Genomic DNA, 12276 nt, shown 5'->3' with positions numbered 1-12276 from the left:
CAGGTGCGCTGGCGCTCGCCTTTTTTGGGTGTGCGACGGGACCGGAGGCAGGACCGGAAAGGACTTAGGGGCGGCCCCTTGGCCGCCAAGCCCGCTAGCCCTTTTGCCCGGAAAAGGTTACACTACAAGGCCATCCACCGCTTCCACCCACAGGTCGGGATGTAGCGCAGCTTGGTAGCGCATCTGCTTTGGGAGCAGAGGGTCGCTGGTTCGAATCCAGTCATCCCGACCAGTTTCTTCTCTGAAATCATCGGCTTTCGGTGTGCGGAAGACCTAGGGACCCGCCGGTTGTGTGATTGCGACGGGCACGTCCAGGCGTTCGAGGAGCACCCCCGTGTCTCTCCAGAGCTTCGCCACGGCGTTGGAAAATGCCTCCGTCGCGTCCATCTGTGCATTGCGGGCTGTGGTCTGGTCGTTTTCCGCGTTGATCACGTCTTGAACCGTGGCTGTTCCGAGCCGGTTGTTCTTGCGGTACTCATCCAGGCGCAACTCGGCGAATTCCCGCGACCGGTCGGTCATCTGCAGCTGAAGCCGCGCGGAAATCAGGGCGCGCATGTCCGCCTCGACCTCGTTCTGGATCTTCCACGCAAGAGCCTCGATCTGGGTCTGCACCTGCCTTGTCCTGATTTTGCTTTTGCGAAAATCGTTCTTCGCGGCGGTGTTGCCCAGCGGAACGGAAAATTGCATGCCCGCCGACCAGAAATGCGCCGGATGGTTTCCCAGCTGCCGGAAGCTGTTGTCGAGGTTGGGGCCCGTTCCGCTGATCCCTCCGCTTCCCGTCAAGGTGAGTTCCGGCAACGTCTGGTGCCTCGCAACCTGCTCTTGAAGCTCGCTCGTCGTCAACGCCAGCCTGAGCTGCTTCAGGTCGGTCCGAAACGCCAGCGCCGCCTTGACCGCCTGCTCTTCCGTTTCCTGGGGCTCATTCCGGGAGGGAGGATCGACGGGGATGAGTTGCGCCTTCGACTCCATGCCGATCAGGTACCGGAGGCCTGCCTCCTGGTCCCTGACGTTTCGCTCCGCATCTACGAGGTCCTTCCGCCGCTGGGCGGTGGAGAATTCCGCGTTGGCGATATCCATCCGCTGGAGCGGGCCCGTTTTCTTGTTCAATTCGTTCAGAAAAGCCTGTGCCGAGTTCAAGGCGGCCCTTCTGGACTCGAGCGTCTCCCGCAAGGCGTACAGGTGATTGTATGAGGTGATGACGGCGAGAGCGGTGTCGGTCACGATAAAACGCAATCGTTCATGGGAATCCCTGAGCGTGTTGGAGGCCAGGGTGATACTGAGCTCCGTCGTTTTCCTGCCCGCATTTTTCAGGATCGGCTGAGTGAGGGTGAGCCCCGCCGAGGACTGCCAATCGGTCGTGGATGGCCCGGTGGATCCGGCATTGGCGGTCGTAAAGCCGGCCTGGGTCGAAACGCCGATGCTGCCCCCCGTGGAAAGGTTCTGGGTCAAACCGATGGAGGAAGTCGAACTCCTGGTCAGGAAGAACGGCTCTCCCGTAACCGCCGACACGCCGCCCCCGGCCGAGACGCTGAAGATGGGGTCATAGATGCTGCGGCTCCGCGCAACGTCCGTCCCCGCCATGGACGACCCGAGCGTCTCGACCTTCAGATCGATGTTCTTGCGGAGGGCCATCTCTATGGCGGCCCCCCGGGTCAGCGATACCTTTTCGACATCCGCCGGGGCGGCGATGCCGTGGCCCGGTCCGACCGTCAGGAGGATGATTGCGAAAATGACGGCCAGCACGCGTGACTTTTTCCCGATCACCGTTTTGCACATGTGCCATCCCTCCTGAAGTTTGATGGATTCATTATATCCGGACCTCGTTTCAACAACGGTTCCGGGGTCGGTGAAGAGCGGGCGTAAAAAAAGCCCTCCCCCGGTCGGGGGGAGGGCCTTCTGGTTGCGGTATTCGCGCGATCAGTACAGGGAAATGGCGAGGATCTGCGCGGGGGTCAGGAGGCTGAGGTAGCCCATTCCGCCGATGTTGCCGGCGATTCCGGCCTGGATCAGCGCTACGGAGCTGCTGCGCTTGCTGGTCCCGTGGCAACCGGCGCAGTACTGAGTGTACAGCGCGGCGCCCGGGGCAGGCGCCGGAGCAGGAACCGGGGCCGGCGTCGGTGTGGGAGCAGGGGTCGGCTTCGGAGCAGGCGCCGGGACCGGTGCGGGGGTCGGCTTCGGAGCAGGCGCCGGGACCGGCGGCTTCGTGGTCGGACGGTACGTATGTTCCTTTCTTTCTTTGCGACCGTAGAGGTCATCCTTCTCGGAATCGGCAAAACCGGCTGAAATGACACCCGTCACGAGAAGGGCGGCGATGCCGCATACGGAAATAAGCTTCTTCGACTTCTTCAACATGGACAATCCTCCATCTGTGTTTGTTGGTGCATGGTTGTTTGTGTAGATACCCCTTGACTCACAAGATCTTGTATCTTCGGACACCTCCTGTGAATAAAGATTTTCACCGTGGAAATTCATTGATGCTGGCGGGCGCACCGGGATACTCGCCCAGATAAAGCAGCGCCTCCATGGGACATAAACATTAAGGTCGATTCTAAATTGATGTAACAAATGGTTATAGCATTTTGCGTGCCATAAACGATATTGGTGGGCGGGGATGTAACAAATGTCCAAATATAAACAGTTTATCTCTTCTGACCCCTGGGATATCGCAGGCCTCTGCCATTTTTTGAGAACGATTACGATATGCAGGCCGGGCCAACGTTACATTTACGGAATCGGAACAGATTATCCATTCTCCAACTTGACCTTATCCGCGACGGGATGGAGCGGCCGAAATAAAAATGAAGTTTTGCGTCTGCAGCCTTGAAAAGATAACCGTGGGCATTCGAATGGAATTCCCGTCCCGGATCATGCGAAATACCCTTGGGAAGGAAAGGTATGAAAAGAGCCTGTCTTGCGATTCTCTCCCTCGCACTCGCTGGGTGCGCGACCTCTCCGGAAATCACCTTCTGGAACATGGCGCAAGAGGTCATCTCTGAAGGCGCGCGCCTTCATAACATCAATTTGAAAGGACGCGATCACGACGCCGTCGAGCGTTTGCCTGAGTGGGAAACGGCGGCGGAACAGGCGTTAACGGAAAAGGACATGGCAGAATTCTGGCAGAACTCGTCTTGAGGGCCGAAACCGCCCGTTTTTGCGTCGGTGCAATATTCCTAAAATCAGCGTATATCCAATAACTTCCCCACAAGTCGGGATGTAGCGCAGCTTGGTAGCGCATCTGCTTTGGGAGCAGAGGGTCGCTGGTTCGAATCCAGTCATCCCGACCAATATCTCGATTCATTTTTCTGTTTTGACGCCGGCATCGTTGCAGGATGCCGGCGTCATCTCCTGGACTGATCGATCTTGCGCCTGCTTCAATGCAGCAGATTCAAGGTGTTGGTTCCGTCGTCCACGAAATAGATTCCCGCCTTCGGATCGAAAGCCAGGCCGAACAGCGTTCCGGCTCCGGGAGGCGGACCGCCTGTATTGTCCAGCAGCTTCTTGGCGATCTGGCGGCCTTGCGGAGTGATCTCGGTTATGAAGCCGTCATTGCCATTGACCGTCAGGATGTGGCCGTTCGGAGCCACGACCAGCCCAAGGGGATCGTTCAGGCTTCCACCGGTGGCAAGCGTCAAACCGAGGCCGGCCGAAGTGGTGCGGTCGAGGGCTTCCGGGATCACCGCGATTCGGTTGTTCAGACTGTCGGCGACGTAGAGCACACGTTCCCGATCGATGGACTGTGCCCATCCCCCCCATACTTTCCGACGAGTCTCGTCATCCAATCCCGGGCTGAGACCGACGCCCGTCGGGCCGATGACGAGCGCGGCGATGTCGGTGCGCTCCGGGAAACCGGAACCGACCACGGTCATGGACTCGATCGTGGGGGTGTTTTCACCGGACAGGTCCAGGTTGATACGGACGACGGTGCCCCGATTCACGATTTTCCCGTTGGCTGCGACGGTGTCGTTGAGCACGTTGGTCACGAACAGCTTCGCCTCGTTTCCGTTCTCCCATGCGGTCATGTCCCAGGGGCCATTGATCAGGGAGCCGAAAATGGTATCCACGGGTTTGCCGGTGTTGTCGAGCACGATCAGGCAACCGGCTTGCGCGGTGGCGGATGTGCCGTCCGCGGTGGGCAGGCTGCCGACGATCACCCATCCGGAGCGCAGCGCCACGAGCGCGGTCGTCAGCCCGATGCCGCCGGGGCACTGCCGGGGCAATTGATCGTCGGACAGCTGGGCAAACAGGCTTACCGAGCCGCCCGGAGCCACATCGACGATGGTGATGCCGGTGCCCTGCAAGTTGTTATTGTCGTTGAAATTGCTCACCAGGATGTGGCCGGCCTTCAAATTGCCCACCGTTCGCTCCACACGGGCGACGCCGTAGGGGTTGATGTCGCCGTTCGCGGGGACCGTATACGCGATAGTGTCGATGTTGTCAAGCCGGTTCAGGATCGCATCACCCGTCGCTTGAGCTACCCCCGTTGATCCGACCATGGCCGACACGATCAGTACAATGATACGACCGGGGAACGCGCATCTTTTCATGTCCGTGGCACTCCTTTCGGCAGTAGTGGGTTGTCGCTCCAAGATTCGAAACAGATCAACCGAGTGGGACGATAGCAATTCCCGGTCCTGTGGAAGATCGGAAGGCAGATGGCTGAAACCGCAGGGGATCGGGCGCGGCAGCGGCTGTTCGCATCGCCGGGCGCGGAAAGAAAACAGGAAATAAAGACCGAACACATGAAGATTTTTCGCCATTCGAGTAGGGGATCATGTCCGGTCGTTTCCTCGGCTTCGTTCAAGGGCCGGGTCTCGACGTCGGCGTCTTCGAACGGCGCCTTCTTCAGCTTTTCGCTCATTTGGGAATCGGCGCGTCGAGGAACGATTCGACGATCGGGCAGACCAGGCCCGCGCGGTCGACGATCGCCATGTGGTCGGTGTCCGGCAGCACGGCGAGGCGGGCGTGCGGGAGCAGCCGGACCATCTCGACGGCGTGCTCGGGCCGCACGATGTCCCGGTCGCCGACCAGGACCAGCGTCGGGGCAAGGATCGACCGGATCTCGTCGCGCGTCCACCCCTTGAAGGCGCGCATCCGTGCCACGCTCTTGTTGAAGAAGACCGGAAGGTCCTGCGGCCGCGGCGCCGTCTTGAGATAGGCCTCCGAAAGCTCCGCCGGCATGTCCGCAAGCTTCGCGCTTTCGAATCCCCTCCAGAATCCGGGGTCGCTCCCCCCCCGGTCGAACATGGCCGACTCGACGACGAGCTTCCGGACTGCCTCCGGGTGCCGCAGTGCGATTTCGATCGCGATATGCCCCCCGTTGCTGTATCCGAGGAAGTCGGCCTTCCCGATTCCGAGATAGCGGAGCAGCCCGACGGCGTCCTCGGCCGATTGTCCGAAATCGAACGGGCGGTCCACGTCCGCGGAGTCCGAAAAACCGGCCAGCATGGAAGCTGGTTGTATAATGCAAAACGATACGCACATCATCCGGCAGGGCCGCATGGCCCGAGCACTCTCGCGGAGGGCACAATGGAATACCGTCGACTCGGAAACAGCGGTCTGGTCGTGTCCCGCATCTGTCTCGGTTGCATGAGCTACGGCGACCCCGACGCGACGGTCGAGGGCTCTCCCATGCGGTGGGAGTGGGCGATTCGGGAGGAGGGGGCGAAGCCGTTCTTCCGGCGGGCGATCGAGCTCGGGATCACCTTCTTCGACACGGCGAACGTTTATTCCTACGGTGCGAGCGAGGAGATCACCGGTCGCGCCCTGCGCGAGTTCGCCAAGCGCGAGGACGTGGTCATCGCGACCAAGGTGTGGGGCGTCATGCGCCCCGGCCCCAACGGCGGCGGGCTTTCACGAAAAACCATCCTGAACGAGATCGACGCGAGCCTGCGCCGCCTCGGCACCGATTATGTCGACCTTTACCAGATCCACCGGTGGGATCCGGCCGTGCCGATCGAGGAGACGATGGAGGCGCTCAACGACGTCGTGCGCGCGGGCAAGGCGCGCTACATCGGCGCCTCGTCGATGTTCGCCTGGCAGTTCGCGAAGGCGCAGCACGTTGCGGAACGGAACGGCTGGACGCGCTTCGTCTCGATGCAGAACCATTACAACCTGCTCTACCGGGAAGAGGAGCGGGAGATGATCCCGCAGTGCCTCGACATGGGCGTCGGGCTGATCCCGTGGAGCCCGCTCGCGCGCGGTTTTTTGGCGCGCGGCCTCTCGGAGGCGTCGACGCGGCGCTCGGAGACCGACCGCTTCTCGAAGACGGTCTACGGCCCGACGGCCGAATCCGACGAAAAGGTGATCGCCGCGGTCGATGCGCTGGCAAAGCAACGCGGTGTTCCCAACGCGGAGATCGCTCTGGCCTGGCTGCTGCGAGAGAATCTCGTGGCGGCGCCGATCGTCGGGGCGACGAAGATGGAGCACCTCGAGACCGCGGTGAAGGCGCTCGACGTGCGGCTTTCCGAAGAGGAGTCCGCCGCGCTCGAGGCGCCCTACGTTCCGCACCCGGTCGCCGGGCACGGCTGAAAGGGGGGGCGCAGCGCGCGGGGCGTTCCTCTCACGCGGCGTCTCGCATCCAGAGGCTGGGGAGCGCCCGTCCCGTTTCGAGCAGCGTCTTCAGGCTTGAAAGGACCATCGGCCACCCCTCCGAGATTCCTTTCAACATATCCGAGTCCGGTTCGAGGTCGTCGTGTACGACCGACAGGCGGGTGACGCCGGCGGTCGGCTCGATCTCGATCGCGACCCGGGAGTATTTCTCCGCACGGGCTTCGTCGGCCGGGTCCACCCAGGACAGGACCAGCCGCCGGGGCGGGATGAACTCCACGACCTTCCCGACGATGTCGAGCTTCTCCTTGTTCTCGAGGTCGCGATGCTCCCATCTCGAGCCGGGGCGCCAATCCGAGACATTCGCATGTTCCCAATACTTCCTGGTCGTCTCCTTGTCGAGAAGCGCGTTCCACACCGCCTCGGGCGTCGACGAGATATAAGTCACGTATGAAAAGCCGGTTGTTTTCATGGGATTCCCTCCTTTGTCTGCTTTTGGATGCCGGCGCGGAGGGAGGGGATGCTTACAGCAGAACCGTCGATGGACGGTTGATGTTGATCGATGGCGCACCGTTGCCGGCGATCCCCACGCGACGACGATGAGTATCCCGATGAGCGGAAGGAAGGTGTACCGGTCCGCCCGAGGCTGGACGCCCACTTGCATCAAGCCGATCACGGGAACAAGCGTCCCAAGGTACCAGAGCCATCCCGTCAGGATCCAGGAGCGACGCTTCCACTCCCGGAGAGCAGCACGGTCACGGAGATCAGGACGATACAGGAGACCGCGATTGTCCAGGATCCCTGTGCGGCGATCGTCACGACGCTGGAAACGGCGGACAGGAGGAGAAGCGGAAGCTTCTCCAGCAGAAGTCCCGATACTGCAACGGGAGGAATCCCGGACCGCGTCCCCGCCACGCCGCCGAAACGGCCGAGCGGCCAGATACCCATCAGGAGCAGGACGAACAACGTGACCATCAGCGCATAGCGCCCCATCTTCGGCTGTTCGGCGCGTGAAGGCCCACAGGATGCCGTCCGGCGTCAGTCCCCGCAGGACCTGGGGGGACCGCCAATATATTGCCCGTCGTCGAAGACGAACCCGAAGCGGACGGCCTGGATGTAAACCAGCACGTTCGAAACAACGAGAAACAGCGCTGCCTTGAGTGATGCTCGGGAAGGGCGTGCCATCCTGGGAACCTCGTTCTGGTGTATGGATAGGCGATAGTATCAAGATCCTAATCGACGACGACGGAGGATGACGGATGGGAAACAGGGAGAGCGGAAAAACGGTCACGGTGCGGGTCCGGCCCGGGAAGGCGGGGGCGATTGCATTGATCGTCCTTCCTCTCCTCTTCCTGGCGTTCGGTGTCGTGCTCTTCGGAAGCGTCATCGGCGAGTCCGAGGATGGACGCCTGCCGATCATCATGTTCGGAATCATCTGGTGCGTGGTGAACCTGATGCTTGCCGGATACGGCGTCTACTCGCTCCTCAACCCGAAAGGGGCGGCGAGCGTGGAGGTCGACATCACGGAAAGCGACGATGGAACGCCGGATTGACCTTCTTCACCGATTCTCAGCCGCCCTGGATCGGTTTGGCGGTCAGTAGGATCGCGCCGACCGACTGGTCTAACATCTCCCACCCGACCGCCTCGGATCGGGCGTCCCCGTTCGCCGTCGCGGCAATGATCGTGTCCATGGCGACGCAGGCCGTCTCGAGGGCGAGGACCGCTCCTTCCAATTCGACCGGCCCTAAGGCGCCACCTGCCGGACGGAGTACGGCGAGGGAGTCTCCGAGCGCTTTTCGCGCCGGGGCGAAATCGGGGGTGCGGTTCCGGGATTCGGCCTCGATCCGCGCACGCCGGAAATCGGCGAGCGATTGGACGCCGGCCCGGATTCCCGTCTTGGCAGCCTGATCCGAAAGGACGGACGGAGGCGATGCCGGGCGGGGCTTCACACCGGCGCAGCCGAAGGCGAGCAACGAGAAGAGGCAGACGATCGCAACCAGGCGTGGCATTCGATCGTCAGCGGTATTTGTTCGCATTGGCTTCATTCTCCGTCACCAGATTTGCGTATCGGTCAACTTTTGCGCCGATCGTTTTCACCCGGTTCCTTGCGGCTTCGATCGGGACATTGATGCGTTTCCAGTCGTCGCCCATGACGTCCTCGAAGACGCGCGCGGTGGCCAGCTCCCCAAGCAGCGCCCGTTCCTTCTCGACATGGGCCGCGAAATACGTGTTGGCGGCCGTCGCGTAGATGATATCCATCAGCGTTTCGGCCCCTCCGGCAACCTTGCCGACAGCCAGCTTCGTCTCGGGAACCGCCAGCAGCTTGAGGTTCAGCCGAAGCAGCGATTCCTTCGTCTCGGCCTCCCCGATCCATTCGGTGAGGTCCTTTCCCTCCCGATGTGCGCGGGCGCCCGATTCGGCCAGCGATTTCAGGTCCGTCGCGATGTCGTAGGAGCTTTTCATTTTCGAAATCCGGTCAGTCAGCTTGTGTTCCCGCCCGTAGGCCTCGCGGATCTCCTTCGGCAGCGACAGGTCGTCTTTCATCGTTTTCAGATCCGTCGCCGTCTTGTCGACCTTGAGGTCGACGAGGAAGCTGCCGAGACCGACCTTTTCGATGGCAGCCCTGCAGAAGGCGTCCTTTTCCCGGATGTCGTCCCTCAGCGCGGCGGCGAGTTTCGCCTTTTCGTCCCGTGACCGGCTCCACGCGTCGAGTTTGCCGGCGGCACGTGCGCGCGCGGCCTCCACCCCTTCGGCATCCCGAAGCTTGCAGAGCTCGGGGCGGTCGGCGATGAATGCGTCGAGATATTTTTCGCGGCGCAGCTCGGCGGCCCGGACGTCGCCGGCGGCCTTGTCGAACTCGGTCTTCGCCGCATCGCGGAAACCCCGGTAGCCGTTCGCGATCGCCTCGTAGACTGCGATGTTCGGGTCGACCGCCTTCGGAGGCGGCGGCGGGGAAGGGCGCGAGGCGAGGTCGGCCAACGCGACAATGCCCGCCCGGATGGGAACGGTGACCGCGCCGAGCACCAGCCACGGCAGCCCCCCTGCATGGGTCCCGGCGTTGAAGGGGCCGCTGAACTGCTTGTCGTCGGATTTGATGGACATGTAATTGTGATAGCTGTCGAAGAACCCGACATCGGGATATTTTCCGGCCATCTCGCCGAAGAACCATCCGCCTCCCATGAAGATCCCGCCGATAAAACCCGCCGGGGCGACGAAGATGGGCGCATGGGTGATGTCCACGTGGGGCGCGCGTTCCTCCCCGGAATCGCTGCCGCCGCCTCGGGCGTAGGGGCAATTGCTCCGGTGGCTGCCGTTCTTCCCGCCACACTCCATGCACTCGGTCTCGATGCCGGTGACCTCGGGGACCTCTCCATAAGCGGCGTACCGGACCGGTTCCGATTCGGCCCGGGCCTCGCCCGGGGGCAGGACCGGGACGGCCAGCAGGCAGGCCAGGAACAGGGCAGGCAATGCGTGTCGACGGTTCACTTCGTGGCTCCTTCCGGGCGGTCGTGCCCGTTCCGCGCGCTCTTGACGGCGATCGTTCCGGCTCCCTTGCGATCGACGATTTTCACGGCATAAGGGACGGTGGAAAAGAGGTCGTAGATGACGTAGGCGTGGGTCGACCAGGGGATGATGAGGGTGTCCCCTTCGCGCACGGGGGCTCCGAACCGGATACCTTCCGTCTCCGCGTCCTCGATCGGGCCCAGCGACACGAAGGCCGCAGCAAAACGGCCGAAATCGATCTCGGGCGCCTCGCCCTCCTGCCCCATCCCTTTCCAGAGGGCGGCCCAGGCCTCACGGCTCTCGATCGGACGAGACGCGGGGTTCCGGTCGCTCCCGTGAAAAAAGATTCCGTCCCATGCCAGCGATTCGTATTCCGCCGGGGCACCGGCCGCCTCGAGCGCCTTCGCGCTCCGATTGTGTCCCGATTCCATCGCGTAGCGCCAGGCAGTTCGGCCCTTCCCGTCGCGGGCTTTCGGGTCGGCGCCGTGGGCCAGGAGATACTTCAGCGTGTCGGTGGAATCATCCCCCGACCCGCAGGCGGCCTCCATCAGCGCCGTTTTCCCGTCGGAGGCGGCATCATTCACGTGGGCGCCTGCCTCGACCATCAGACGGGTGAGCGACAGCTTCTCTTTGTAGGCGCCGGCGGCGATCGTCAGCAACGGGGTTTCCCCCCGCGGCGAGTTGGGATCGACGCCCTTCTTGAGGAGCGTCTCGACAAGCCGGACGTCCTGGTTGGACAGCGCGCCCCACAGCGCCCCGCGATCGGGGACCGCGCCGCTTTTTCCCATGAGGGTGTCCGCGATGTCCGCATGTCCGGAATCGATCGCGAGCTTCAGGGCGGTATCGCCGTCCTTGTCCTTCGCATCGGCGTCGGCGCCCGCGGCCAGCAGAAGGTCGGCGACGCCCTTGTTCCCCGCCTTTGCGGCGTGCATCAGGGCGGTGCGACCCTCCTTGTCGGTGGCACCGGCCTTGGCGCCGCCGTCCAGCAGCGTCTTGGCCGCTTCCGTAAAACCGCTGTCCGCGGCGACCATGAGCAGCGTGACGCCCTGGTCGTCGGGATCCTCCGTGTCGGCCTTCGCCGCCGCAAGCAGGGCGATGACCGGAGGTCGATCCTGTTGCACCGCGTAATGCAGCGCGGTGTTCCCCCGGAAATCCCGGGCGCGGACGTCGGCCCCTTTCGAGAGGAGCCCTTCCACGATCCCTGGGAAACCTCCGGAGGCGGCATAAATCAACGATGTGGCGTTTCCCTGGTTCCGGATGTCCGGGTCGGCTCCTCCTTTGATCAGAAGCGCTGCGGCGGCTTCGTTCCCTCGAGCGGCCGCGTGGAGGAGGGCGCTGCTGCCGCCATCGTCGCGGGCGTCGAGGCCTGTCGCGGAGTCGACGATTCTCTTGATCCCGGGCATGTCGGAGGCCTTGACCGCCACGACGAGCGGCGGGTCCGGCAGGGGGGCCCGGGACGGTTTATCGCCCCGGAAAAGCGCGGCGATATAGTCGAGGCGGCTTTCTTTCGCGAGATCGAGGGCACTTTTCCCCTGGGGATTTTTTGCAGCCGGATCGGCGCCGAACGCCAGGAGGAGTCGGACGAGCCGCGCGTCGGCCTGCCGGACGGCGCGGAAGAGCGGCGTGACGCCCCACACGTCGGCCTTGGACGGGTCGGCGCCCGCTTCCAGGAGTGCGCGCGCCAGCTCGATCGTGTCCCGCGCCTCTTCCGGCTTCCCGCGGAATCCCAGGGAACCGGTGATGGCGACCAGGAGCACGGGGTGACGCTCATTTCCCGGGGGACTCGGCGCGGCGCCTTTCGAGAGAAGGTAGCGGACGATGGCGATCCGTCCCTGGTCGGCGGCTTCGTACAACGGGGTGTTGCCCCCGCACTCGGCGCCTTCGACCGAGGCGCCGTTCTCGACCAGCGCTTTCAGGACATCGATCCGCCCGTACGCTGCCGCCACCGCGGCGGGAGATGCATGGTCGCTGCATTCCGTCGCCTGAATCCGTAGCATCGACGGGTTGGAGATGAACCGCTGCAGCGCCTCGCCGTCGCCCTCCCGGATCGCCTTCGTGAGGGGCGGCTCGTACGGTACCGGCATCATCGGACGCCCGTGCGCGGAGGAGGAGACGAGCAACGCGGCGACGAGCGCAGCGCAGGCGGCTACCTTTCGGCGTCTCATGCGCCGGCACCGGTCGTCGATACTCCGTCCTGCGTCGATATCCCTTTTCATAAAGATAAG

12 protein-coding genes and 2 tRNA genes are annotated in these 12276 nt (G+C 63.1%); 5 read left to right on the top strand and 9 right to left on the bottom strand.

Annotated features, from left to right (window positions below; translation table 11 throughout):
• The first annotated feature begins 155 nt into the window (after positions 1 to 155).
• Positions 156 to 232: transfer RNA gene (locus tag VGK27_08640), tRNA-Pro, on the top strand.
• A 41-nt stretch (positions 233 to 273) separates the two neighbouring features.
• Here VGK27_08640 and VGK27_08635 read toward each other — a convergent pair.
• Together VGK27_08635 and VGK27_08630 are read right to left on the bottom strand one after the other, a co-directional pair.
• Positions 274 to 1776, bottom strand: coding sequence for a TolC family protein (locus VGK27_08635; GenBank protein ID HEY3490170.1), 1503 nt, complete (start codon positions 1774 to 1776; stop codon positions 274 to 276).
• A gap of 141 nt (positions 1777 to 1917) precedes the next feature.
• Complete coding sequence (locus VGK27_08630; GenBank protein ID HEY3490169.1) at positions 1918 to 2352, bottom strand: cytochrome c; 435 nt, start codon at positions 2350 to 2352, stop codon at positions 1918 to 1920.
• 543 nt (positions 2353 to 2895) lie between these two features.
• Between VGK27_08630 and VGK27_08625 the strand changes: the two genes are divergently transcribed.
• Entirely contained in the window at positions 2896 to 3132 is a 237-nt protein-coding gene (locus VGK27_08625; GenBank protein HEY3490168.1) for a hypothetical protein, read from the top strand.
• 75 nt (positions 3133 to 3207) lie between these two features.
• Positions 3208 to 3284, top strand: a tRNA-Pro gene (locus tag VGK27_08620).
• Between the two features lie 87 nt (positions 3285 to 3371).
• Here the strand turns inward: VGK27_08620 and VGK27_08615 are convergent.
• Both VGK27_08615 and VGK27_08610 read right to left on the bottom strand, forming a co-directional pair.
• Entirely contained in the window at positions 3372 to 4757 is a 1386-nt protein-coding gene (locus VGK27_08615) for a hypothetical protein (protein ID HEY3490167.1), read from the bottom strand.
• 97 nt (positions 4758 to 4854) lie between these two features.
• On the bottom strand, positions 4855 to 5445 hold the full coding sequence (locus tag VGK27_08610; protein ID HEY3490166.1) for an alpha/beta hydrolase: 591 nt from the start codon (positions 5443 to 5445) through the stop codon (positions 4855 to 4857).
• An 81-nt stretch (positions 5446 to 5526) separates the two neighbouring features.
• Between VGK27_08610 and VGK27_08605 the strand changes: the two genes are divergently transcribed.
• On the top strand, positions 5527 to 6528 hold the full coding sequence (locus tag VGK27_08605) for an aldo/keto reductase (GenBank protein ID HEY3490165.1): 1002 nt from the start codon (positions 5527 to 5529) through the stop codon (positions 6526 to 6528).
• A 31-nt stretch (positions 6529 to 6559) separates the two neighbouring features.
• Here VGK27_08605 and VGK27_08600 read toward each other — a convergent pair whose 3' ends face one another.
• Entirely contained in the window at positions 6560 to 7018 is a 459-nt protein-coding gene (locus VGK27_08600) for an SRPBCC family protein (protein HEY3490164.1), read from the bottom strand.
• A 239-nt stretch (positions 7019 to 7257) separates the two neighbouring features.
• Entirely contained in the window at positions 7258 to 7539 is a 282-nt protein-coding gene (locus VGK27_08595) for a hypothetical protein (protein HEY3490163.1), read from the bottom strand.
• 266 nt (positions 7540 to 7805) lie between these two features.
• On the opposite strand from VGK27_08595, the gene VGK27_08590 reads away from it, so the two are divergent.
• The gene (locus VGK27_08590) at positions 7806 to 8099 is read left to right on the top strand and encodes a hypothetical protein (protein HEY3490162.1); all 294 of its coding nucleotides are present in this window, start codon (positions 7806 to 7808) and stop codon (positions 8097 to 8099) included.
• A 16-nt stretch (positions 8100 to 8115) separates the two neighbouring features.
• Here the strand turns inward: VGK27_08590 and VGK27_08585 are convergent, their stop codons facing one another.
• The 3 genes from VGK27_08585 to VGK27_08575 are packed head-to-tail and all read right to left on the bottom strand — an operon-like array spanning position 8116 to position 12216.
• Positions 8116 to 8556 (bottom strand): hypothetical protein, encoded by a 441-nt coding sequence (locus VGK27_08585; GenBank protein HEY3490161.1) that lies wholly within the window; start codon positions 8554 to 8556, stop codon positions 8116 to 8118.
• A 7-nt stretch (positions 8557 to 8563) separates the two neighbouring features.
• Positions 8564 to 10033, bottom strand: coding sequence for a hypothetical protein (locus VGK27_08580; protein HEY3490160.1), 1470 nt, complete (start codon positions 10031 to 10033; stop codon positions 8564 to 8566).
• The gene (locus VGK27_08575) at positions 10030 to 12216 is read right to left on the bottom strand and encodes an ankyrin repeat domain-containing protein (GenBank protein ID HEY3490159.1); all 2187 of its coding nucleotides are present in this window, start codon (positions 12214 to 12216) and stop codon (positions 10030 to 10032) included. The genes VGK27_08580 and VGK27_08575 overlap by 4 nt, the downstream gene beginning before the upstream one ends.
• Between the last annotated feature and the right edge of the window lie 60 nt (positions 12217 to 12276).

Source organism: Candidatus Deferrimicrobiaceae bacterium (genome assembly GCA_036504035.1).
Classification (GTDB): domain Bacteria; phylum Desulfobacterota; class Deferrimicrobia; order Deferrimicrobiales; family Deferrimicrobiaceae; genus JANXPS01.
The sequence above is the reverse complement of the archived record's forward strand: the minus strand, read 5'-3'. Positions and strand labels throughout refer to the sequence as shown.